Source organism: Parvibaculum sp. (assembly GCF_039680535.1).
GTDB lineage: Bacteria > Pseudomonadota > Alphaproteobacteria > Parvibaculales > Parvibaculaceae > Parvibaculum.
Genome location: NZ_JBDKSS010000014.1, coordinates 1 through 22,992 on the forward strand (window position 1 = coordinate 1; position 22,992 = coordinate 22,992).

Consider the following 22,992-nt stretch of genomic DNA (forward strand, 5'->3'; position numbering starts at 1 on the left):
GTTGAGTCAACGGCCCGAAGCCGGTAATGGCTTCATCACGGAAGGGTGGCCGAGTGGTTTAAGGCACCGGTCTTGAAAACCGGCGATGGGCAACCATCCGTGGGTTCGAATCCCACCCCTTCCGCCAAGGTGCCTTATAAATCAATGACTTAAGCGGTAGTCACGGCTCCTGCCCACAATTCGACCCACAACGCGATTTTGGCACTGACGAAATCGAAAAGGTGCTTGTGCCGCAGGCATCATTGCCGCGTCGACGCCCGTTTTTCCGAAATCTTGAAATTGTTCATTAATTATGGGTTTCCGGCTTATTTTTCGGTCATTTCACCGCTTTTGGCGGGAATTTTGGGCGAGGAATAAAAAACCTCTGAATGAGCCCCAGCTGGTAACCACCCCAGTAGGTGCCAGAGACTGAAGGTGCCCTAGGGCTCGACGCTCGGTTCTCCATCCGGCAGGATGCTCGAGGCGTTCAACTGAGGGGGGGAGACCATGGGTTTCTTTGTCGTCATCGGGCTGCTCGCGCTACTCGCTGTTTGGCTTTGGACGCGCAATCCCGAGGTTTCGTCGAACGCTTCCAATTCCGGACCCGTAGCCGTGAATGCAATCGAACTTCTGGGGGATGGTTCCTTTTCTTTCGAGATCGTAGGCGAAGCCTTCTATCAAGCGGCGATCGAGCTCATTGCTGGTGGAAGGACAGAGGAAGGTGTGGAGGTCGAGACGCCTGCGCTGTTGGTCCCCGAGCCAACGAATCCGCACGATCACAACGCTGTGGCTGTCCAGATATTCGGACATACAGTTGGCTATCTCTCGCGCCCAAACGCGGCTCGCTACCGCGCGGCACACGGTCTGATACCTGCCAGTTGCACCGCTCTGATAGTAGGTGGATGGGACAGGGGACCAGAAGACCAAGGCCATTTTGGCGTAAAGCTCGACATTGACGACGTGGTCTGATGGAGGCCAATCAGGTCAGAACCTCCCGGCGTCGGGAGGTTTCGATGCTCCTGTCCTTTCAATCCTTGGAATCGTTCGAACAACCGCCGGCGGTTTTTGACGACGCGCGGTCAGCCTGAAATGAAGAAGGCGGCGCCAGTGCAGGCGCCGCCTTCCTATCAATCCTGTTGAACTCGGGAGCCGCTCAATGCGGCGCTTGAAGCGCCTTCATTTCTTCGGATGGAGAAGGTCGTGGGCCATAAGGCCTTCACAGTCTCCGTTATTCGCACCTTCCCATGCGGCCGCCGGCTCCGGGTTTGTCCACCCGAGGCTCTCCTCGTCATCTGATGTATCGAGCTCGCAGTCGACGGGGTATCCGCAAAAGCCGCCTCCGATAGACGGCTCATCATCGCCGGTGTCCTCGTCATCGCCGGTGTCCTCCAGATCGGGATCATCGTCGAGTTCGTCTAGGATCAATATCCCAAGCTCGACGAATTCTTCGAGCATGGCGCGGGTGGCTTTTGTGGCAGTGAACGCTGGCTTGCTGCTGGCCAAAGCGAAACCGACTGCGATGAGATGGTTCACCATTTGATGAACGGATGGCCGGGCGGTCTCGAGGTTTTTCAGTATCCGGGCAGCGCTGCGGGATGTGGTAGCATTGCGCTCAGCTTTAGGCATCGGGTGATCTCCGTGCTTGGGGTTAGGGTCGGAAAAGAGGTTGCCGCCTCTTGTCCGGCCCGCTATTTTGCGTCATCATAAAATCATGGCGAAAGATTTTATGCAATCACAAAACAAACGCGGCCGCCCGGCCACCGGAACCAATACTTCCATCGGCGTCAGGATGCCGGACGCGGAGATTGCGGCCATTGACGCTTGGCGGGCGAAGCAACCCGAGCCACCGTCTCGTCCCGAAGCCATACGCCAGCTCGTTAGAAAAGCCCTGAAAGGCAAGGCATAGGCCGGCCACGGTCGTTATGCGGCGAGTGCTTGCTGCAGCATCTTGAGATCTAGCCGCATTCTGCTGATCTCGTCCTTAACCGCCGTGATCGCCTCAACCTGGCTTTGGGTAGCGAGCTGCATCGCCTTGGTGATCTGATCCGCTATCGACTGTTGCGATGAAATGCTCTCGCCCAGCGCCGCCAGGCTCTGTGTGACGTAGGACTCGACCGATGAAAAGCCAGCCGTCGAGCCGTAGTTCGTCCTTGCGATCGACAGGTAATTCGACGCCGCGCCGGTCAGGTTGCTGGTCTGGGTGAGGTCGCCGCCCTGCACCTTGGCGAGCAGGTCATTGAACTGCTGCTGGGCAAGGGACTGTTTCCCGAGAGGCGATAGGCTCGACACGTCCGAGAGTTGCTGGCCGCTCAGGAAGTTCGTGATCGTCGAGAGAGAGCTTGCGACGTTCGCATAACCGCCGAGGCTGTACCCCGCGCTCGCTTCATCGAGCTGCTTCTGCCGCGCCGCTTCGAGCTTCGACAGGAGATCGGTCGAAAGCCCGAGGTCGGTCGCCTGCTTCTTCAGCGCATCAAAGCTGTCATTGATCGACTGGAGCGCCGTGACGAGCGGATCGGCCGCCACCGCCGTCGATTGAAGGATGTTCTGGACCAGCGTCAGGTTCGAGATGATCTCTTCCGCCGTGCCGCCCTTGTCGAGCACCTTCTGGATATCGGCATTGGTGACGCCGGTTACCTGCTTCGCAAGCTGCTGGACCATCCAGTCGATGGCTTGCTGCGCGCCTTCCTCCGTGTTCGCAAAGGTCTTGCGCGAGCCGAGATTGTTCCAGAACGTCGCGCCGTCGCCCACACCGACCACGATGCCGTCACGCGAGCCGACCTTGGTAAAGGCCGAGTTCGGGCCCGTGCCGCCGGTCAGCGCGAGCAATTGCTTTTCGATGGCGAGGAACGAACTGGCGAGGTTCTGCGACGCGCTGTTGTTCGTGTCGCTCGTCTCGTCCGCCCGGCCATGCTCGACCGATCCGATGGTTCCCTTCGTCAGGTCGATGCCGGTATTCGCGAACATGTCGGAGGGCTGGCTGTTGCCGAACAGGCCGCCTAGCGCATTGCCCAGGAATGAGCCGATCAGAGTTCCGACAACTGGGATCGGAATGAAAGACCCTGCAATTGCTCCGATGGTGCCGCCGATGTTTGCGCCGATGCCGCGATCACCGAAGAGCGCGTTGGCGCCGAGATTACCGAGCAGGCCGCCCGCCATGCCACCCAGTGACGACAGGTTGAGGCCAGCGTTGCCGAATGTCGCACCAAGATCAGCACCCCCGAGCCAGTTCCCGGCTGAGGCGAACAGGTCACCGACCCCCGTGGAGCCGTTGAGCCAGGTCGAGGCGCTAAAAAGATTGCCGATCGAGCCGAGCAGGCTGCCCCCACCGCTCAATGAACCGAGACTGCTTGCAGCACTTCCTCCCGCGCTCACGATCCCGAGAAGCGAGGAATTGCTTCCCACGATCTGCGTGACAATCGGCAGGATCAGCGTGTTCTCAAGGAACGTCGCCGCGAGCTTCACCAGAAGACGTTTCGCGCCCGCAAGCGCCGCGTCCCACATGTCCTCCCACATCGACTTGCCGGAGTTCCCCACCCCGGTCAGGCCGTCGACCAGATAGCTCGTGATATCGTCGCTATAGGTCTTCGCGAGCGAGGTCACATCGTTCCAGTAGCGGGTCTGGTCTTCGATCGCCTTCTGCTTGTCGAACTCGGCCATGTGCTTGTTCACCTCACCAAGCTGGCCGTTGTATTTCTCCATCAATTCGTTGCGGTGCTGCTGGCGCTCGGCTGCGAGTTCCTCTTCGTGCTTCACCTGCGGATCGAGGATCTGCGCAATCCGAAGGGCTTCGAGGTCGTTCGCCGTCTTCAGCTTCTCGTTGTTGAGGTCCTTGGCCGAGGCTTCGGCGCGTTCGCCCGCTTCGACCTTTTTCAGCGCCGCGTAATAGGCCTCATATGCCGTTTTGCCGAGGCCGACCGTGGCGAGTGCCGCCTTCATCTTCAGCTCGGCTTCGTGACCCGCCGCCGCGGACTCGCCGTAAGCGTCAGCGATGAGGCCCTGCATCTTCGCTTGCAGTTCCATCGAGGCGATACTCTTCTCCGCCTGCTTCCGTTCGCTTTCGAGCGCCTTGGAGGCCTTGTCGTACGAGCCTGTCAGCTTGCTGATGACCTCGTTCTGGGTCACCAGGCGCTCTGCCAGCGCCCGAGCCTGATCTCCGGTTCCGGCGAAATTGCCGCGCAGGATTTCCTGCGTCTTGGCCGTGACTTCGTATTCGTGTCGGGAGCGACCCAGCGCGTCGATCAGGTTGTCGTTATCCGCGATCTGCTTGTCATAGCTCGATCCGAGGCCGGTGAGGCGTTCGCGGAGTTTGCTCACTGAGTTCGATGCATCGTCATAGGCGGCGCCGGCCTCATTGATCTTCTCCTGCAATTGCGCGATGCCGGCGGCCTCATTGGCTGCCCGCGTCCGGTAATAGGCGCCGGCACGGTCTGCGCTCGCGCCGCTCGCCCGGTCCCGAATTTCCGCCGCTGCGGCTTGATCGAGGATCGCCTGTGCAAGTCGAAGTTCTTCCCTCGCCGCCGCCTGGGTCGCTTCAGCGGATCGCAGACGCTCCTCCGTCGCCTTCCGTGAGAGTTCGATTTCGCGGCTGGTCTGATCGGCAAGGGCGCCGGTGGCCTTCTGGAGCGCATCCATCGACTTCGTGGCGGACTCAGCTCCTTTGTCCGTATCCACAAGCGAGGTGTAGAGAGCCCCCAGGACCGCGCCCGCAGCGCCGATGACGGCGCCCCACGGCCCGAACATCGAGATCAGCTGGGTTCCCTGCTGGATGAACGGACGCAGGACGCCCTGCCCCGATGCAACCTGAACGGCGAAGTCGCCGATCTGATAGCCCGCCTGCTGCGCTATGGCGCCCATGTTGCGGGTGGTGCCGCCGGCCTTTGTCGTGGCTCCATCGAGGGCGGCGAGACCGGTAATCGTGCGCTGATAATTCGCGGTGACCTTGGCCGAGACTGTGGCGGCCCGCTCCTGCGAGATGTTTCCATCTTCGACGGCACGCTGCACTATAGCCAGCTGGCGTTCGTAGAGTTGCTGGGCTCGAACGGCCTTGTCGACCGAGGCCTCGAGCTTGTCGATGGTGCGCGACGAGGTGATCTGTCGCTGCTCAATCTGAGCCGTGGTGTCGACCACCTTCTGGCCGGATACCACCATCTTCTCGTTTGCCTGAGCGACGCCATCCGCCGCGCGCTGATAGTCGCTCGACTCGAGCCCCATCTGCGTCACGACGCGGCGAATGACGTCTGCCATTAGGCTTTACCTCCGGGGAGCGAAACCACCTTGCCGCGTTTCTGTGCGGTGGCTTCGAGATATTGAACGCGCTGAACCAGGGCAATGTGAGCGGCGGTCAATTCAGCAAACGCCGCTGCGAGCGCGGTGATTACCTCCGTCGCTTTGGCCTGGTTGGTCTCGACCACCTTCTGGATTTTTAGCCAGTTCTCTGCGTCATCGGCCATTGACGTCCTCCTATGCCGAGATCTGCTGCAATTTGATCGCATCGCTATTTGCCACACCGCCGCCGACGCGCTTGAAGGCGTCGAAGAGGACGTTCGGCTTGCTCGTGTAGGGATCGCGGACAAGGCGGAGGCCGAGCCGGTCGACGATGACGTACGCCTTTTGCCAGTCTGCGAACGCGACGGGAAATGTCCCTGCCGCAATCGTCGGCATGTTCTCATCAAACTCCACCGGCCTTCCGAGCAACGTCGGCAGCACGCCTGCCGTCGAACTGGACCGCCAGATGTAATCGCCATAGCCGTCTTTGAGCTTGTCGAGCGCATTAGCCGTCGCGGAGGCCATCAGCCAGGTAGCGTTCGCCCGGTGCGGCGCGCGGAGCGTCCAATAGAGATCGCGCAACCCGTCTGCGGTGATCGCCGTGGCGGAGCCGCTGTTGACGAATTGCAGCGCGTTTCCGGGCCGGCTGGCCATGTCGCCGAGGGCGCTTTTTGCGAGGGTCATGAAACCCTGCGGTTCGAGCGGCGTGTCGCCGTTCACGAAACTTTCGCCCTCGACACGGGCGAACTTGTCGGAGAGTTTTCCTTCGATCCACGCGCCGACGTTGACGGACGAGGTGTCGAGCAGTTTCTGGGTGACCGGCTGCTGTCCCCAGATTTCGCAGAGCGGTACGCGGAACATGCCGAGCTGAGGCGTCGCCGTCGCGCCGCGTTCCTGCCTTTCGCCGACCCATTGAGCGCCGGACTCATCATTGTCGATCGGCTCCTCCCAGACGTCCCCGGCCTCAAGCGAAATGGTGCGAGACAGACGGCGAATGGGCGACTGGTCGTAGATGCGTTTCGTCATCGTCGACGACATTTGCGGCAAGACGAAGTAGCCGGCAGCGGGATCGAAGTCAGTCGCCAGCGCCTTGAATTCCGTTTCGTCGCCCGATTTGATGAAAGCGCCGAGGGCCTTATGTTCCGCTGCGAGATCGCCCGCCTTGGTGTCGAGATCGCCGCCACCACCGGGACGCGCCGGGCGGTTGAATTTCTTCTCCAGCTCGTCCTGTCGCTTCAGAAGCGCGGCCAAGCTGCCCTCCATTTTCGCGGCGAGATCGTCGATCAATTCGACGACGTCCGGCTCGTCTTCGCCACGATCTTTCGTTTCGATTTTCCGGTTCATGATTTTTGTCCTTTGTTGAAGTTTTCGATGTGGCGGCGGAGCGCGTCCGCAAGACGGGATTTCGTGTCGGTGTCGTCTTCGACGTTCAGGGCGGACCAGTCGACGTTGGCGAGAAGGGCCCGAGCGAGCTTTCCATTCATGCCAGGCATGTGCATGAGGTGGCTCTTCACGTCGGCGCGCGTGATGGTGGTCTGTGTCTTCACCGCGCTGATCCGGGCACTATCGAGCATCGGGAAAGTGACAAGCGAGATTTCGACGAGGTCGAGCTGATCGAGAAAGCGCCCGCGTCCGCCGGCCGGACGGCTCTTGATCGTTCGGTAGCCGATGCTGAGGCCGTTCAGTGCGCCTGCCTTGGCAAGGGCGAAGGCTTCCTGACCGCGCGAAGTCTCGAGGACGATGCGACCGGAGACCTTCAAGCCGCGTCGATCTTCGACGGCGGAATTCCAAGACCCTATCGGCTCGTCTGGTCGGTGCTGCCAGAGCATCGGGATTTGCCGCCCCGCCGCCTTGGTCGTGGCCAGCGACGCAGCGAAGGCGCCCGCTTGAACGGTATCGCCGCCATGATCCTTCGTGCCGAACTCGGATGCGTAGCCGACGATTTCGCCGCGGTCACCAGCGAGCTTGAATTCGAGGGGAGCGAGAAAGTCAGCCATGACGGCGGGCCTCCTTCACTTCGGCGGCGGCGTTCTTGATTTCCTCGAGCACGTGAAGCGCGTCATAGGTCCGGCCGCAGAGGATCAACTCAGACGCTTTGCCGATGAGCTCAATGAGATCTTCGGCCATTTTGCCGTTGATCAAGGCTTGTCGCGTTGCGAACTCAGCCAGGCGGCGCGCCTGGTCATGGTCTGCGTTCGCGATCAAGCGAGAGTATTCGAGTGGGAGAGCTGTCATGCGCGCGGCCTCATGCAAACGAGATCGACGGCCACCGAAGGCCGCTTGTGATCCCGCGCTGATGAAAGCCACCTTGCGCTGGGGAGTGTCGAACAGCGGATGAAGCCACCTCGCAATGTTCGAGCGATTTTAGAATAGGTGATTTTGTTTTCATGTGCAAATCCTCAGTTGTTCCGGGTGCGGAGCGCGAGTTGACCCCAATCGTTCTGTCAGCGTGACCACCTGGTAGACTACATGTGTACCTCTGGTGAGACCGTGAAACGCTCGCACGGTCCCTCTGGTGAAACCGTAGGGGCATATTTCTTCGGCCCCTTGTCTCACTACGAGGACCGTACGGTCTCATTACGAGGACCGTTCGGTCCCTCTGGTGAGACCGTCTTTTGTTTTTTCCAGCGCGTGAAATCCTTGGTCGCCAGCTCGCCGGTGACGTCATCGGCGAACTCAGTTAGGCGCCATTCGGTCGCGACTCGTACCTTCACGCTGAAGGCACCTTTACGCGTTTGAGCGATGAAGCCATGGTCTTGCAGTCGCTCGAATGCGCGGGCCGCAGTTGCCTTGCTGACGTTCAGCCGCTCTGCCATTTCCCTGATTGAGAAGCTGATGCGTCCGTTATTCGAGCCAGGCCCGCCATAGCGACGCGAAATCTCGATGTACGCGCATCGTGCGACGGGATCGAGATCCCGCCATGCGTCAGTGTCGAGAAACCACCGATGCAGTTGGACGAACTTTCCGCCTTCACCGGAGCGACCTGTGGCGTTGTGGCGTCGAGCCATTGGCGATGCCTACCGTCACGCGCCGTCACGCTCCGCGATGCGGGCTTTCTGCCATGCAGAGATCTCCGATCCCAGCCACGCAATCGCTCGGCCGCCGTTTATCTTCACCGGGCGGGGAAATCGCGGCGGCGTCTCAGCCATCAGAACGTAGATCGTTGAGCGACCGAGACCGGTTGCCCGTTTGACGTCTTCGAGCCTCAGAAAAGTATCGACCATCGTATCATCTCCATCGACGATCCAGCCGGATATAGCTGGACGGTATGAAGATGCGAAAATGTTCTGATGCAGTCTGTTCCGATTTCAAACCTGAACAGTCAAGGTACCGCGCGGGAGTATCGCGAGGACGTCATCGGGAAGACGAACCGAGACGCCGCGGGGGATGATCGGTTGACCGCGGTGCTTCGGCTTCGTCCTCTCTGCGAGCTCGCGAAAGTCCTCCGCAAAGCCCAGGAATTGCGGCAAATCTTCCGGGCAACAAGGAAAAGGAGCACCGTCCTCGCCGCCATCGTCGAAATAGATGTATGCGGCCCATAGCGCGGCGACCGGACGATAGGTCTTAACGACGTCCTCGTTTATGTGCTTCGAATTGCTATTTTTCGCCCCGTAAATCGCGGTCCTGACGGCCTCTGTCGCTTTGCCGACAGGCGCTTTCGCTGAAGGGTCCAATATCACTTCCTTCATGGCATCGTAGACGATCCTGCCGGCGCCCATGCCACGCGGCGACCGCTTCGCCCACTCGCCGGCAATTTCGTCCGGGGACGCAGCCGCTCGGGCCAGCGACACAAGAGCGGTGATAGGACCGCGCGACATAGTAGACGGGAGCCGCGACAAAACATCTTCGACGGCTAACGTTGAAAAGTACCTTTTCCGCCATTCGCCGTCGGTCGGCCATAGCATCCATGCACCGACGATTCCGAGGTTCTTTTCCGACGCCAGGTTGCTCGCGTCGAGCGGCAAGATCGGTGCGGTCATGATGCCTCCGCCGCGTTGATCGGAACCACGTTCCCCGACTTGTTGCGTGACGGCGAGCAACAATACGCTGCCCAGGCTTCCATGAGACGACGGCGCTTTTCGAAGAGATCGCCGCGCCGGTATGCCGCCTCCACCTTGTCGCCGACAACGTGCGCCAGCGCCGCCTCGCAAACCTCGTTCGCAAAGCCTGTCTGCTCGGCCGCCCAATCCCTAAAAGAGCTTCTGAACCCGTGGACGGTACTGTCGGTGCGTCCGAGGCTGGCCAACACCTTCGTCATCGCCATGTTCGACAACGGACGCCCCTCCTTCGCGCCCGGAAAGAGATGATCGCCGTCACGCTGAATTCCTTCGATGATGGCTATAGCGCGCGCACACAGTGGAACGCGGTGTTCCCGCCCGGCCTTCATACGAGCGCCCGGGATCGTCCAGACTTTCGCGCCGAAATCGATCTCGCCAACCTTCGCACCGATCACCTCACCCGTGCGGGCGGCGGTCAGGATCGTGAACTCGAGCGCCCTCCGACTCACGCCGGCGTGATTCGCGAGATCGAGCATGAAGCCGGGGATCTCCGCATAGGGCAGCGCCGGATGGTGGCGCACGCGGGCGACTTTCGAACGGGCCGGTAAGAGCTTGTCGAGATGGCCGCGCCATCGGGCGGGGTTCTCGCCCCGTCGGTGACCGCGCGCGGTGGCCCAGTCGAGAACCGCTTCGACCCGCCCGCGGACGCGGCCCGCAGTCTCCGGCTTTTGTCGCCAGATAACCTCCAGCGCCTTCAGAACATCGCCGACCGCCACTTCTCCAACATCGAGGTCGCCGAAGATCGGAAAGGCGTAGTGCTCAAGCGTCGCCGTCCACTGGCTTGCATGTTTTGCGTTCCGCCATCCCGCTTGGTGCGCTTCGATGTAGGCTTTAGCGGCTTGCCGGAATGTCATCGACCGGGCGGCCTCGGCGCTTGCAGCGCGTCTGAGGCGGTTGCGCTGCTCGATCGGGTCCAAGCCCTCGTGAAGCGCTCGACGGCACTCCAGAGCCTTCTCTCGCGCTTCTGCGAGGCTCACAGTACCGACCGGGCCGAGGCCCATCTCTCGCGCCTTGCCGTCGCGGGTGAAGCGAAAGAGCCAAGACCGCGTGCCCGTGGGGCTCACCTGCAAGTATAGTCCGCCGCCATCGGCAAACCTGCCTGGCCTTGTCAGCGACTTGACCTGCAATGCTGTCAATTTGTTGAGAGTGCGCAGCGTCCGATTCCTTCCGCCATACTCACTGACCCACAAGCCGACCCCCAAATCAGAGCCGGAAAGTAGCGGAAGTCAGAAGACAGCGGCGGATAGTGAAAGTCCAGAAAAACCTTGTGCCCCAGTGCTTTTGTGGACGTTAGCAAACATTGGTGGACTGACAAAAAACGCCCACCCCTTCCGCCACTAAATGTGCAGAACGCGCTTCGCCCCATTTTATTAGTCGCTGGCTTCGATTTGATAAGCCCTGAGCGTGGAATAATGCGATTTGCCGCTTAGCCTGTGTAAGGCGGTCACGTTTGGGAGTGATCCGGCAAGGTCTTCGGCCATTTCCGGCGGCGCCCAGTTGTCCTTCTGCCCGTGCCACAAGGCGACTGGATGGCGAATTTCCTTCAAGACCCGAGACCAGTCGGACACATATCCGGAAATTTCACGACGGTAATTGCTTGTATCCGCAGCCAGGCAATCGTTGAGGATGCATGCCATTGTTTGGCGAAATCCCGGCTCGTCGCGCAAGCCCCGATCCTCGCCTTGCGCCGACGCAAAAAGCGCATTGCAAAGAAGCGTCGGAGCAATCTGCGACGCAAGTGCCTGAGCGCCCGTTAGCGCGGCAAAGAGCTTCGGATGTTCCGCCGCCAAACCAAAGACTGCTTTGCCAGCCATCCTGTTCAGGTAATCTTTGCCTGATAGTGGTGCGGCGGCCGATACAAGATCGATAGTCATCGATATCTCGGGCAACCGGCTCGCCACTTCGAGCGCAACATAAGCGCCGAGCGAAAAGCCGACCACCTTTATTGATCTGTCCGGGTATCGCGCGCGTATATCGGAAGCCAGCCGGTCGAAATGATCGGAAAGGCTAACGCCTCGGTTCAATGCTCGCCGATCGGGAGCATACCATCGATCCTTTGCAGTCCCGTCAAACAGCTGCAATTCGCGCGGCGAGCCAGGAAGCCCATGGAAATAGACTATGTTTTCGCGTTCGGACATCAGTAAGCCGTATCACGGAAACGGTGATTGGTCGCCACTCATGACATTCCACTGTCGCCGATCGCTCAGCCTTTGAGCGACTGCCCCAAGCGATCCATAAGCCCGGCTGTGCCCTCTTCGCGCGCGCCCGCGTCGTCATAGCCGTCGAGGAAAGCGCCCTGCTCCGTGATCTTCAGCGTGGTGCGGCTGTCATTGACGCGCTTGAACTGAACGGTTGCGAGCGACACTGAAATCTTCTTGTCGTCGAGATGCATTTCGTAGGTGTAGACGATGCGCTCCATCGGAATGATGTCGAGGTAGATCGCATCGAAGGTCGAGACCACGCCGCCTTGCCAGCGGCCGCTCGCCCGCTCGGTGCCACCGACGCGAAAATCCATGTGCCGTTCGAGAGATTCCCACTGGCTCGCATCGCCGCCGAACCACTGGGTCTTGCCGGCGTCGGTCGAGAATGCCTCGAAGACGCGGTGGATCGGCGCGTCATAGGTACGTTCCAGATGAAACATGGAATGCACGACGGAGCGCGCCGGTTCAACCTTTCCGTCCATTCGTGCGATTTCCGCGTCGAGCCGATCGAGCGTCTGCTCCCAGCCGACGGGGGCGCCTTCGATCATCGGCGCGGCATTCGGATCGAGCACCGTGTAGCTCTGCACCACTTCCACGCGTGTGCCGCCAATGGCCTCGGCAAAAGTCACTTCCGTTCGTGCGCGGAAGAAGCGATGGCCACTCGGGTCTTCGGCATGAAGCTCCAGCACGAGCCGGTCGACCGGCGAGATTTCCGTGAAGGTTCCGCGCGTCCAGTAATCCGTCCCGTCCGGTCCGCGCATGCAGACTTCGAACGGGCCGCCGACATGCATCTGAACTCTTGCATGCGGGATGGTGAAGCCTGACGGTGCGAACCAGCGCTTCACATGATCGGTGGAACTCCACGCCTTGAATACCGTTTCGCGCAAGGCGGGAAAGGTGCGTGCGATCCGAACGGGTGACGGGCTCATTTTTCCTCTCCTTCGGTCTTCAATGTTTCGAGATACCGGCCCAGCCGGTCGAGGCGATGCCCCCACTCGATCCGTCGTTGATTGATCCATTGCTCCGCCGCGCTGAGCGCTTCCGGATTGATCTCACAGGTGCGGACGCGACCGGCCTTCCGCGACTGCACGAGGCCCGACGCTTCGAGCACCGCGAGGTGCTGCATGACCGCGGGCAGCGACATGTCCAGCGGGCGCGCGAGTTCGCTGACCGAGACTGGACCGCGCGCCATGCGCTCGACCATCGCCCTCCGCGTCGGGTCTGCGAGCGCCTGGAACGCCTTATCGAGTTGGGCCTGTTGGTTAAGCATATGCTTTAGTATCGCGACGGCGATAGTTAAGCAAGCGCTTTATTATTAAAATGGGAGTTTGGGAGCCCTACGCCGCCCCGACCTTGAAGGTCGCGCTGGCGCGGGCGACGATCTCGCCCTGCTCGTTGCGCAATTCGGCCTCGGCAAAGGCAATCGATTTGCCGCGATGGCGCACCCAGCCTTCGCCTATCAGCGTGCCCTTGTCGGCGCGTCCGATGAAGCTGGTCTTGAGTTCAAGCGTGACCTGAGGCGTTCCCGGCTCGCGGTGGGTGAGCCGCACGGCATGGCCGCAAAGGCCGTCGAGCATCGCGGCGAGGAAGCCGCCATAGATGCGCCCGCCCCGGTTGAGGAAATTGTCGCCCGCATAATACGAGGCGCGGATATAGCCGCGCTCGGGATCCATCGCCAGCACCTTCTTGCCGAGCGAAACGGCAGCCGGTGACTCCCAATCGGGATCGAGCGCCTTTTCGGGGGAATAATCGGTCACTTCGTCCGCCCTCTGATGACTATGGCCGCGCCTACTTGAAGGGCGGCACGAAGGTCTTCTTGAACTGCACCTTGCAGGCCGCAAATTCTTCCGACATGAAGTCCGCGCCCTTGCCCTGACAGGCATGGTTTGCCCGCGAGTCCGCCACGCGCAAATTGGTGCATTGCTTCATGTCAGGGTCGGCGAGAAGAATGCACACCATCGGAATGTAGCGTTCTTCGCAAGGCAGCTCGCGGATATATTTCTGCTGCTCCGGCGAGCGCTTGTCCCACCATGTCTGGGTGAAACCGGGGGCCATGGGGCGCTGCTTGCTCTCCATGCAATCGGGCGCCTTGTCGGCATGAGCCTGTTGCGGCAGCGCGGTCCATGCGACCAGCGCCAGCGCCACGACGAAAAAACCCTGGACGAATGCCCTCACGTCACCACCCTCCCCGAAATAGTAACTCCCCCTTACGACATTAGCCGCATTGTCCCGGAAGACAAAGCGGAACCGGCCCCGCGATGGGGGCCGGTTTGTCTTGTCGTCGGTGCGGCTGGATCAGGCAGACGCCGCCGCGCTGGGGCGCGCCTTCATGCGCTCGAACCATGCGAGCACATTCTTGTTCGCCGGGTTGAGCGGCTGGCCCACGGCCGTGCCGAATTCGAGGAAGCCGAAGAGCAAGATGTCGGCGAGCGTCAGGCGCTTGCCGGCGATGAACTCCTGGCCCGCCAGCAGACCGTCGAGCCAGTTCAGCCCATCCTGAGCGATGGCCTTGAGGCCGGCTGCCGCTTCGGGAAGGCAGCGCATGCGCTCCTTGAAGAGGCCTAGGCCTTCGGAATAGCGGAAGCCCATGGTCAGCGGCTCGCAGATCTTCAGATCGACGCGGCGCGTCCACATGCGGGTCTCGGCGCGCTCCTCGGGGGTCGAGCCGACCAGCGGGTTGGCCGGGAACTTCTCGTCGAGATATTCGCAGATGGCCGTGATCTCGGCGAGGATGAGGCCGTTGTCGAGTTCGAGCGCCGGAAGCTGGCCCGACGGGTTCTTCGACAGATAGGGCTCGCGGCGATTGTCGCCCTTCATGAGGTCGATCTCCTCGAAGGGAATCTCGATGCCCTTTTCCTTCATGAACATGCGGACCACGCGCGGGTTCGGGCCGATTGAATTGTAGAGTTTCATGGTGTCCTCCCTGTCTGATGTCGGTCTTGATGCCGATCCTGAATCCTTAGCTGATCGTCTCTGCACATGCCAGCATCCAGCGCGTCAATGCCGGACTGAAACGGGAATTGGCACTTGCGCCGATGAACGGCTCCCCCGAAACTCGGCGGCCTTTTGGGGCGAGAGGGAACCGCGAAGAGTTCCGCCGGGAGTGAGAATGAACGACAGGCGCAGAGGTCCGGCAACGGGCTGGTTCGGCATCTATTACGGTTGGTATGTCGTCGGCGCCACCATGCTGGTGATGACGGTCGCCTCCGGCCTCGGTTTCTACAACCTCTCCGTCTATTTGAAGGCGTTTGTGGGCCATGACGGGTTTTCCGTCTCGGCCGCCTCCGGCGCCACCGCGTGTTTCTTCATCGCCTCCGGGGTTGCTGGCCTCGGCGTCGGCGCGCTGATCGAAAAATACGATGTCCGCATCACGCTCACCGCGGGGGCCATCATTTGCAGCGTGGCGATGTTCGCCGCCGCGCATGTGACCGCGCTCTGGCAGCTATACGGGTTCTATATTCTGTTTGGCGTCGGCTATTCCGCCTGCGGGCTCATTCCGGGTACGACGCTTGTCGCCCGCTGGTTTGCGCGCCGCCGCTCGCAGGCGCTCTCCATCGCCTCCACAGGCTTGTCGCTTGGCGGCATCCTGCTGACGCCGCTTTCCGCGCGTCTGATCGCGCATGTGGGCTTCGCGGGCGCGGCCCCCTGGCTCGCTCTTGTCTTCATGCTCGGCATCGTTCCCGTCGCATGGATCGCGATCAGGCCGAGCCCGCTCGACTATGGCGTCGGGCCGGACGGCGATCCGCTTCATCGCGATGAAACCGGAGCTCTGCTGCCTGCCGACGGCGTCGCCTTTCACGACGCGATCGGAAGCCGCTTCTTCGTCCTCACCACGCTGGCCTTCATCTTTGCGATGATGGCGCAGGTGGGGTCGATTGCGCATCAGTTCAGCCTCGTTGCCGGACGCACGGCGAGCGACGAGATGGCGGGGCTTGCCGTCGCGGTTCTGGCGAGCGCGAGCATCGTCGGACGACTGATCGGCGGCTGGGCGCTCGCCTATATATCCTCCCGGGGCTTCGTCCTCGCGCTTCTGGTGGCCCAGGGCATCGCCCTCGTCCTCTTCGCCTTTGCGCAAGGCATGGGGCTCATCTTCGTTGCCGGACTCTTCGGCTGCACGGTCGGCAATCTCTTGATGATGCAGCCGCTGATCCTTGCGGAAGCTTTCGGGTTGCGCGCCTATGGGCGCATCTTTTCCTTCAACCAGCTTTTCATGGTCACGGGTGTCGCCAGCGGTCCCGCCGTGATGGGGCTGCTCTTTCAACGCTCCGGCAGTTATGAGGATTCCTTCCTGACGATGGCGGTCGCCTCCGTACTCGCCATCGGCCTCATCATGGCGGCAGGGCCGGTCAAGGCCTAGCGACACATCACAACCCGGCACGAGGTCAAATGAACGATCCGCAGAAGCGATTTGGTCCAGGTGTCGTCCTCGACAATCCGGCCTTCATTCACGACACCGCCCTCGTCTACGGCCATGTGCATATCGCCGAGGGCGCGTCGCTCTGGCCCCATGTCGTCATCCGCAGCGAGATGCATGAGGTCCGCATCGGGCCGCGCACCAATATCCAGGATTTCGTGATGATCCATGTCGGCAACACGACGCCGACGATCATCGGCGCCAATTGCTCGATCACCCATCACTGCACGATCCACGGCGCGGAGATTGGCGACAATTGCCTCATCGGCATCAATGCGACGCTGATGGATGGCGCGAAGATCGGCGCGAATTCCATCGTGGCGGGCCATTCCATCGTGACCGAGGGAGCCGTCATCCCGGAGAACTCCATCGTTGCCGGTTCGCCCGCCAGGGTCATCAAGACCCGGGACAATCGCGTGGCCAACATCATGAACGCGGCTTTCTACTTCGAGAATGCCAGGGCCTATGCCAAGGGCGACCATCGGATCACCGATCGCGATGAGTTCCGGCAGGCCATGGCGGCCGAGCTCAAGGCCCTCACAAGCGGAAATTAGGGTGTGCGACGATTTTGCTTGTTCGACGCTGGGGAATGATTAATTAAGCGCCCGTGAGCCGCTCTTCTCGCGCGGTTTTGCGTTCCCTCGGAGTGCCAGGATGAGTACGCCGCCCGACCGCCCCAAAGGCGGTCTTTTCTACGGCTGGTATGTCGTTGCCACAGTCTTTGTCGTGCAGACGGTTGCCTGCGGCCTGGGTTTCTACAACCTCTCGGTCTTCCTGAAGGCCTTCGTCAGCGATGGCGGGCTTTCGGTCACAGCGGTTTCCTCGGCCAATGCCGCCTTCTTCCTGTCGAACGGCATCGCCGGACTCGGCGTCGGCTGGGCGCTCGACCGCTACGATCCGCGTATCCTCATCACGATCGGCGCCGTTGTGTCCTCCGTCGCGCTTGCCTGCGCGGGGCACGTCAAAGGCCTGACGGAACTCTATCTCTTCTACATCCTGTTCGGCGCGGGCTATGCCGCCACCGCCGTCATTCCGGGCACGACGATTGTCGCGCGCTGGTTCAATCGCGAGCGATCAAAGGCGATCGCCTATGCCTCGACCGGACTTTCGCTCGGCGGCATCGTCTTCACGCCCATCTCGGTCGCGCTCATTCAGGGACTCGGCCTCGAACACGCCGCATACTGGCTCGCGTTCTTCTTCATCATCGGCACGGTGCCGGTGACGTGGTTCTTTCTCCGGGCAAGGCCGTCCGATATGGGTCTCGCGCCCGATGGCGATCCGGTGGTGGAGGAGCACGTGCATGGTGGCGCGATGTCCGATGGCGTCGGCTTCGCGCATGCCGTCCGCAGCCGCTTCTTCATCCTCTTCACGCTGTCCTACGTCTTTTCGATGATGGCTCAGGTCGGCGCGCTCGCGCATCAATTCCGTCTCGTCGCGACGCGGACCGACAATGACCATGTCGCGGCGCTGGCCGTTTCGCTGATGGCGGCGGGCAGCATCGGCGGGCGTCTCATCGGCGGCTGGGTTCTGCCACGCATGTCGTCGAAGCATTATCTCCTCGGCGTGATGATCCTCCAGACGCTGGCCTATGCGATCTTCGCAATTTCCTATGCATCCATGCCGCTGGTCGCCGTCTCGATCATCTTCGGCATGACGGTTGGAAACCTGCAGATGATGCTGCCCTTGATGATGGCCGAGGCCTTCGGCCTCAGGGCTTACGCGCGCATCCTCTCGCTCGCGCAGATGATCGTCACCTGCGCCAATGCATTCGGCCCGATGCTTGTCGGTCTGCTATATGAGCGCGGCGGCTACGCCATGTCCTTCAGCGCTCTCGCGGGCGTGTCGCTGATCGGCCTTGGATGCATGGTTGTCGCCGGACCGGTACGCGCGGAACTTGCCCGCTAGCCGCCGCTCTCAGCTCAATCCCTCAGATTGTACGTGAAGTCGTATTCGCTCCCTTGCGCGTTGCGGGCGTGAAGCAGCAGGTCGCCATGCGCGTGAGCGTATTCGCCCGTACCGCCGGTGATGGAGAGCATGGAGTCACCAGCATCGAGGAACGGGCCTTCGGCCGTGATCTGCCCCTTGGCGAGAGTAAGCGTCCAGTTGCATTCCCACGCCTTGCCCGCGACGGTTCGCACGCAATAGCCGTTATCCGTGCCGACCTTTTCCTTGTTCTCCTTGTCGAACACCTCATTCGCAAAGGTGAGAATGTCACCAGTGCTGTCGCCCTTCGCTCCAAGATCGAGCGTTGCGTCAGTCGTCGCGCGCTCGACGACGACAATTTTTTTCTCGCCGCCCTCCGATGCATGGCTGGGGGCGATTGAGAGAAACGCTGCAACAAACGCAACCGACACTGGAACGAGAAGGCCAGACTTTGCGATAGCAGGCATGATCGTCTCCGGGGTTGAACGCGGCTTTACCGCCGCCTGGAGATGCTAGCTCATCGCTGCCGCGATCCCAATTCCGGGCTCGCAGCGGGCAGTCTTCGACGCAGGCATCCCCTGAGAGGCGTCTCGCTGCCTCTGGATATGGACGAAAAAACAATGGCTTGCGGCATTTCTCTCGCAAAGCCACTTACACTTTCCGGGATCGCGCTCTAAACTGCGGCAACCTCCCCTCGACCAGCGGATTTCCCATGAAGTTGCCTTCGAATTTCTACAAGCCTCTCGCTATCGGCGCGCCGGAACCCTATCGCGAACTGCCCGTCGCGCTGGAGCGCATGATCCACTTCTTCCCCGGCCATAACGAGAAGGTGCGCGCGCGCATCGGCGAGATGATCCCGCAGGTCGACGTGCTGCTCGGCAATCTCGAAGACGCGGTGCCTGCGGACGCCAAGGAAGCGGCCCGCCGCGGCTTCATCGAAGTAGCGAAGGCGCATGACTTCGGCCAGACAGGCCTCTGGACGCGTATCAATCCGCTTAACAGCCCATGGGTGCTCGACGACATTACCGAGATCGTCGCCGAAGTCGGCAACAAGCTCGACGTCATCATGCTGCCCAAGGTCGAAGGCGCCTGGGACATTCACTATCTCGATCAGTTGCTCGCGCAGCTTGAAGCGAAACACAGTCTCAAAAAGCCCATTCTCATTCATGCCATTCTTGAGACGGCGCAGGGCGTGAAGAATGTCGAGGACATCGCTTCGGCGAGCCCGCGCATGCATGGTATGAGCCTTGGGCCTGCGGATCTCGCGGCGTCGCGCAAGATGAAGACGACGCGCGTCGGCGGCGGCCATCCCTATTACCGCGTACTCGAAGATCCGCATGCCGACGGTTCGCCCCGCGCCTCCGCGCAGCAGGATCTCTGGCATTACACCTTTGCCAAGATGGTCGACGCCTGCGTCGCGAACGGCATCAGCCCCTTCTATGGGCCCTTCGGCGACATTCAGGATCTCGATGCCTGCGAACAGCAGTTCCGTAACGCCTTCCTCATGGGCTGCGTCGGCGCTTGGTCGCTGCATCCGAACCAGATCGCCATTGCGAAGCGCGTCTTCAGCCCCGAACCGAGTGAAGTGCTTTTTGCCAGGAAGATCCTCGAAGCCATGCCGGACGGCACAGGCGTCGCGATGATCGACGGCAAGATGCAGGACGACGCGACCTGGAAACAGGCGAAGGTCATCGTCGATCTGGCGAAGAAAGTGGCCGCCCGCGATCCGGAACTCGCGAAGGCTTACGGTTTCTGAGAAACCGGCTGGCGAAATTATAAAAGGCCGGGTTCCTTAAAGGGAGCCCGGCCTTTCTGCATTCAGAGAGCGTTACGACAGCGTCGCAAGAGCCGCCGGGCTGAAGGGCAGCAGCGCGTCGTAGCGCTCTTCGTGGATCTTGCGCGCCCATTCGGGATCGACGAGCAACGCGCGGCCGACGCTGACGAGGTCAAACTCCTCGCGCTCCAGGCGTGCCAGAAGATCGTCGATGCCGGTGACGGTCGAAGACTCGCCGCCAAAGGCCGCGATGAACTCGCCCGAAAGGCTGACGCTGCCGACCGTGATCGTGGGCTTGCCGGTGAGCTTCTTGGTCCAGCCGGCGAGGTTCAGATCCGAGCCTTCGAATTCCGGCTCCCAGAAGCGGCGCTGCGAGCAATGGAAGACGTCGACGCCGGCTTCCGAAAGTGGCTTCAGGAATTCGCCGAGAAGTTCCGGCGTGGGCGCAAGGCGCGCCGTGTAGTCCTGCTGCTTCCACTGCGAGAAGCGGAGGACGAGCGGATAGTCCTTGCCCACTTCGCGGCGCACAGCCTCGATGATCTCGATGGCGAAGCGTTCACGCTTCAGCATGCTGCCGCCGTATTCGTCGTCGCGCTTGTTGAGGCCTTCCCAGAAGAACTGGTCGATCAGATAGCCATGCGCGCCATGAAGCTCGATGCCGTCGAAGCCGATTTCACGCGCATCCGCGGCGGCGCGGGCGAAGGCGTCCACGACATGCTGGATGTGCTGCCTGGTCATCGGTTCGGCGACCTGCTTGGTGGGCGCGGCGAGTCCCGACGGCCCTGCGCTCGGCAATTCGGGATGCCAGACATTGCCCTTCTGATTACGCGCGGTGCCGACATGCCAGAGCTGGGGCATGATCTTGCCGCCGACGCCGTGAACCTCCTCCACGACGCGCTTCCAGCCCTGCAGAGCCTCGCCGAAGAAGTTCGGCACGCCGACATCGAGCGACGAAACGGGGTCGTTGACGGTGGTGCCTTCGGTGATGATGAGGCCCGTCTCGTTCTCGGCGCGGCGGCGGTAATAGGCGGCCACATTGGCGCCTGGAATGCCGCCCGGCGATTGCGTGCGCGTCATGGGGGCCATGACGATGCGGTTGGGAAGCTCAAGCCCATTGATCGTGAAGGGGCGAAACAGGGGCGCAACGGATCGGCTCATTCAGTTCTCCAATATCTCGCCGTGAAACCGCAGGGTTTCCGGCCAATTTCAGTTGGGTGCATATTGGGTATCCAATGCCAAAGTGCAAATGCGGATCGCGGCTCGGCGATCAAAATAAAATGAACGAGGGGACGACATGGGGGCCAACCCGGCACTGATGCGACTGGGTCTCAAGGAGACCGATCGAGTGGCGATCCTCCATGTCGACGATGTGGGCATGTGCGGCGCTTCGCTCGATGCCTTTGCGGAGCTCTGGTCGGTCCGCGCGGTGACGTGTGGCTCGGTCATGGTGCCCTGCCCCTGGTTCCGTGCCACTGCTGCATGGGCGCGCGAGCAGCGGCAAGTCGATCTCGGCGTTCACGCGACCTTGACCAGCGAGTGGAGCGGATATCGCTGGGGACCGGTCTCGACACGCGATCCGGCAAGCGGCCTCGTGGATGACGAGCTTTGCTTTCCGCGAACATCGGCAGAGGTCGCGGCCCACGCGAAAGCGGATGCCGCCGCCAATGAATTGCGGATGCAGCTTCGGCTTGCGCGCGATGCGGGGATCGAGCCCACCCATCTCGATACCCATATGGGCTCTGCGCTGAACGCGCGGCTTTATGGTGGGTTCACGGAGGCCGCGCTCGACGCAGGCGCCCTGCCCTTTGGTCTGAGGCTCAGCGCCGAACAGTGGCGCAAGAGCGGATATGACGAGGAATCGGCGGCGGTTCTGTCCGGCGCCGTCAGGAAGCTTGAGGAGCGCGGTGTGCCCATGCTCGACCGCATGCTGATGCTCTCCCTCTCTGTCGGCGAAGAGCGTTTGGACCGCACGCTTCAACTCGTGCGCCGCATCGAGCCGGGACAGATCGGCTATGCCATCTTCCATCCGGCAGTCGATACGCCGGAACTTCGCGCCATTTGTCCCGATTGGAGGTCCCGGGTCGCCGATTACGAGCTGCTTCGTTCCGGTCGGATTCGCGACGAGCTCGAGGGCGCGGGCGTCAGGCTCATCGGTTGCCGCGAATTGCAGGCGCTCATGCCAAGCTGCTATTCTTCATGACATATTTGTGGAGCACAGAAGACCTCATGGAGATCAACCGGCAGGCGAAGTTTCAGATCGGACAGATCGTTCGCCACAAGTTTTTTCCCTTCCGGGGCGTCATTTATGACGTGGATCCCACCTTCAACAATACCGAGGAATGGTGGCTCTCTATTCCGGAAAAGATGCGCCCACGCAAGGACCAGCCTTTCTATCATCTGCTCGCGGAGAACGCGGAGACGGAATATGTGGCCTATGTCTCCGAGCAGAATTTGCTGCCCGACGACACGGGTGAGCCCGTTCGCCATCCTCAGGTGAAGGAGCTTTTCGGTCCCATGCGGGACGGCGTCTACACGCTGCGCGCGAGGACCGCCCATTAGGCAGGCATCGGCGCGGCGATTTCGGATGAGCCCTGCTCCGGCTCGTGCTATCCGTCGGGCATTGACGGCAATCGGACCAAATCGGGGAGAGAAAAATTGCGGCGCGACAGGCGGCCCTATTTCATTCGTCGCCTGCAAGGCGCCTGGAATCGTTTTCAGACGGAGCATTACCTCGTACCGGCCTTAGACGAGGTGGGGCCAGGCCTCTCCGTCAGCAGCCCCCGCAATGTCGAGGTCTTCGGCGGCAATATCCGCCTCGGCACCTGCGTTCACCTGAATGCTGCGGTCGGCAACATGATCCGGCTTTGCACCTGGACGACCGATGGCCGAGAGGGCCGCATCACATTGGGCGATTATGTGCTGGTGAGTCCCGGCTCGCATATCGTCGCGTCCGAAAGCATCACCATCGGATCGAACACGATGATCGCGAGCGGCTGCTACATCTCGGATTCCGACTGGCACGACACCTATGACCGGACACGCGAACTCGACAAGCATGCGCCCATCGTAATCGGGGAAAATGCCTGGCTCGGCGTTCGCGTCATCGTCGGCAAGGGTGTGACCATCGGCGAAAACAGCATTGTCGGCGCAGGCTCCGTGGTCACGAAGGACATCCCTGCCAATTGCATCGCGGCGGGCAATCCCGCCCGCGTCGTTCGCCAGCTCGATCCGGACCGGCCGATGAGAAAACGCTCGGAACTCTTCGCAGAGCCCGAGCGTGTCGAACAGGATATGGACAGGCTGATGCGCTACCTGCTTCGGGAGAACACACTGCGAGGCTGGCTCCGCAGCGTGTTCTTCCCGACGCGGGAGGACTGA

At 61.3% G+C, this 22,992-nt stretch carries 26 protein-coding genes and 1 tRNA gene; 9 read left to right on the plus strand and 18 right to left on the minus strand.

Translation table 11 applies throughout. From position 1 onward, the window contains the following. Positions 1–39 precede the first annotated feature (39 nt). Together ABFC66_RS10570 and ABFC66_RS10575 are read left to right on the plus strand one after the other, a co-directional pair. Positions 40–127: transfer RNA gene (locus ABFC66_RS10570), tRNA-Ser, on the plus strand. Between the two features lie 359 nt (positions 128–486). Then, positions 487–948: an HIRAN domain-containing protein gene (locus tag ABFC66_RS10575; RefSeq protein ID WP_346740928.1), complete on the plus strand. Its 462-nt coding sequence runs from the start codon at positions 487–489 to the stop codon at positions 946–948. Positions 949–1,155: 207 nt separating this feature from the next. Here the strand turns inward: ABFC66_RS10575 and ABFC66_RS10580 are convergent, their stop codons facing one another. The 16 genes from ABFC66_RS10580 to ABFC66_RS10655 form a co-directional block, all read right to left on the minus strand. After that, positions 1,156–1,605 carry a hypothetical protein gene (locus ABFC66_RS10580; RefSeq protein ID WP_346740929.1) on the minus strand — a complete coding sequence of 150 codons (450 nt, stop codon included), beginning with the start codon at positions 1,603–1,605 and terminating at the stop codon, positions 1,156–1,158. 294 nt (positions 1,606–1,899) lie between these two features. Next, positions 1,900–5,223, minus strand: a complete 3,324-nt coding sequence (locus ABFC66_RS10585; protein ID WP_346740930.1) for a hypothetical protein — start codon at positions 5,221–5,223, stop codon at positions 1,900–1,902. After that, positions 5,223–5,429, minus strand: a complete 207-nt coding sequence (locus tag ABFC66_RS10590; RefSeq protein ID WP_346740931.1) for a hypothetical protein — start codon at positions 5,427–5,429, stop codon at positions 5,223–5,225. Before ABFC66_RS10590 ends, ABFC66_RS10585 begins: the two co-directional genes overlap by 1 nt. A gap of 10 nt (positions 5,430–5,439) precedes the next feature. Next, the gene (locus ABFC66_RS10595) at positions 5,440–6,588 is read right to left on the minus strand and encodes a phage major capsid protein (protein ID WP_346740932.1); all 1,149 of its coding nucleotides are present in this window, start codon (positions 6,586–6,588) and stop codon (positions 5,440–5,442) included. Continuing rightward, a complete protein-coding gene (locus ABFC66_RS10600) occupies positions 6,585–7,241 on the minus strand; it encodes an HK97 family phage prohead protease (protein WP_346740933.1) in 657 nt (218 codons plus the stop codon). Before ABFC66_RS10600 ends, ABFC66_RS10595 begins: the two co-directional genes overlap by 4 nt. Further along, positions 7,234–7,479 carry a hypothetical protein gene (locus ABFC66_RS10605; RefSeq protein ID WP_346740934.1) on the minus strand — a complete coding sequence of 82 codons (246 nt, stop codon included), beginning with the start codon at positions 7,477–7,479 and terminating at the stop codon, positions 7,234–7,236. The genes ABFC66_RS10600 and ABFC66_RS10605 overlap by 8 nt, the downstream gene beginning before the upstream one ends. Before the next feature lie 320 nt (positions 7,480–7,799). Continuing rightward, on the minus strand, positions 7,800–8,252 hold the full coding sequence (locus ABFC66_RS10610) for a MarR family transcriptional regulator (RefSeq protein WP_346740935.1): 453 nt from the start codon (positions 8,250–8,252) through the stop codon (positions 7,800–7,802). A 15-nt stretch (positions 8,253–8,267) separates the two neighbouring features. Beyond that, entirely contained in the window at positions 8,268–8,468 is a 201-nt protein-coding gene (locus ABFC66_RS10615; protein ID WP_346740936.1) for an AlpA family phage regulatory protein, read from the minus strand. A gap of 84 nt (positions 8,469–8,552) precedes the next feature. Further along, complete coding sequence (locus ABFC66_RS10620; RefSeq protein ID WP_346740937.1) at positions 8,553–9,224, minus strand: hypothetical protein; 672 nt, start codon at positions 9,222–9,224, stop codon at positions 8,553–8,555. After that, positions 9,221–10,456: an integrase arm-type DNA-binding domain-containing protein gene (locus tag ABFC66_RS10625; RefSeq protein ID WP_346741188.1), complete on the minus strand. Its 1,236-nt coding sequence runs from the start codon at positions 10,454–10,456 to the stop codon at positions 9,221–9,223. Before ABFC66_RS10625 ends, ABFC66_RS10620 begins: the two co-directional genes overlap by 4 nt. 216 nt (positions 10,457–10,672) lie before the next feature. Next, on the minus strand, positions 10,673–11,440 hold the full coding sequence (locus ABFC66_RS10630; RefSeq protein ID WP_346740938.1) for an alpha/beta hydrolase: 768 nt from the start codon (positions 11,438–11,440) through the stop codon (positions 10,673–10,675). Positions 11,441–11,505: 65 nt separating this feature from the next. After that, a complete protein-coding gene (locus tag ABFC66_RS10635; RefSeq protein ID WP_346740939.1) occupies positions 11,506–12,432 on the minus strand; it encodes an SRPBCC family protein in 927 nt (308 codons plus the stop codon). Continuing rightward, positions 12,429–12,773 carry a metalloregulator ArsR/SmtB family transcription factor gene (locus ABFC66_RS10640; protein WP_346740940.1) on the minus strand — a complete coding sequence of 115 codons (345 nt, stop codon included), beginning with the start codon at positions 12,771–12,773 and terminating at the stop codon, positions 12,429–12,431. The genes ABFC66_RS10635 and ABFC66_RS10640 overlap by 4 nt, the downstream gene beginning before the upstream one ends. Positions 12,774–12,840: 67 nt before the next feature. Then, positions 12,841–13,260 (minus strand): PaaI family thioesterase, encoded by a 420-nt coding sequence (locus ABFC66_RS10645; RefSeq protein ID WP_346740941.1) that lies wholly within the window; start codon positions 13,258–13,260, stop codon positions 12,841–12,843. A gap of 31 nt (positions 13,261–13,291) precedes the next feature. Next, positions 13,292–13,678, minus strand: coding sequence for a hypothetical protein (locus ABFC66_RS10650; RefSeq protein ID WP_346740942.1), 387 nt, complete (start codon positions 13,676–13,678; stop codon positions 13,292–13,294). A 120-nt stretch (positions 13,679–13,798) separates the two neighbouring features. Further along, positions 13,799–14,416 (minus strand): glutathione S-transferase, encoded by a 618-nt coding sequence (locus ABFC66_RS10655; protein WP_346740943.1) that lies wholly within the window; start codon positions 14,414–14,416, stop codon positions 13,799–13,801. A 196-nt stretch (positions 14,417–14,612) separates the two neighbouring features. On the opposite strand from ABFC66_RS10655, the gene ABFC66_RS10660 reads away from it, so the two are divergent. From ABFC66_RS10660 to ABFC66_RS10670, 3 genes are all read left to right on the plus strand, one after another. After that, positions 14,613–15,860, plus strand: coding sequence for an MFS transporter (locus ABFC66_RS10660; protein WP_346740944.1), 1,248 nt, complete (start codon positions 14,613–14,615; stop codon positions 15,858–15,860). 29 nt (positions 15,861–15,889) lie between these two features. After that, positions 15,890–16,471: a gamma carbonic anhydrase family protein gene (locus tag ABFC66_RS10665; RefSeq protein ID WP_346740945.1), complete on the plus strand. Its 582-nt coding sequence runs from the start codon at positions 15,890–15,892 to the stop codon at positions 16,469–16,471. Positions 16,472–16,571: 100 nt separating this feature from the next. Further along, complete coding sequence (locus ABFC66_RS10670) at positions 16,572–17,822, plus strand: MFS transporter (protein ID WP_346740946.1); 1,251 nt, start codon at positions 16,572–16,574, stop codon at positions 17,820–17,822. 14 nt (positions 17,823–17,836) lie between these two features. Here the strand turns inward: ABFC66_RS10670 and ABFC66_RS10675 are convergent, their stop codons facing one another. Continuing rightward, positions 17,837–18,307, minus strand: a complete 471-nt coding sequence (locus tag ABFC66_RS10675; protein ID WP_346740947.1) for an allene oxide cyclase family protein — start codon at positions 18,305–18,307, stop codon at positions 17,837–17,839. 245 nt (positions 18,308–18,552) lie between these two features. Between ABFC66_RS10675 and ABFC66_RS10680 the strand changes: the two genes are divergently transcribed. Further along, a complete protein-coding gene (locus tag ABFC66_RS10680) occupies positions 18,553–19,596 on the plus strand; it encodes a CoA ester lyase (protein WP_346740948.1) in 1,044 nt (347 codons plus the stop codon). 72 nt (positions 19,597–19,668) lie between these two features. Here ABFC66_RS10680 and ABFC66_RS10685 read toward each other — a convergent pair whose 3' ends face one another. After that, a complete protein-coding gene (locus ABFC66_RS10685) occupies positions 19,669–20,772 on the minus strand; it encodes an NADH:flavin oxidoreductase (RefSeq protein WP_346740949.1) in 1,104 nt (367 codons plus the stop codon). Between the two features lie 136 nt (positions 20,773–20,908). On the opposite strand from ABFC66_RS10685, the gene ABFC66_RS10690 reads away from it, so the two are divergent. From ABFC66_RS10690 to ABFC66_RS10700, 3 genes are all read left to right on the plus strand, one after another. Next, complete coding sequence (locus ABFC66_RS10690; RefSeq protein ID WP_346740950.1) at positions 20,909–21,814, plus strand: polysaccharide deacetylase family protein; 906 nt, start codon at positions 20,909–20,911, stop codon at positions 21,812–21,814. A 26-nt stretch (positions 21,815–21,840) separates the two neighbouring features. Beyond that, positions 21,841–22,173, plus strand: coding sequence for a heat shock protein HspQ (gene hspQ, locus ABFC66_RS10695; RefSeq protein ID WP_346740951.1), 333 nt, complete (start codon positions 21,841–21,843; stop codon positions 22,171–22,173). A 96-nt stretch (positions 22,174–22,269) separates the two neighbouring features. After that, positions 22,270–22,992, plus strand: coding sequence for an acyltransferase (locus ABFC66_RS10700; protein WP_346740952.1), 723 nt, complete (start codon positions 22,270–22,272; stop codon positions 22,990–22,992).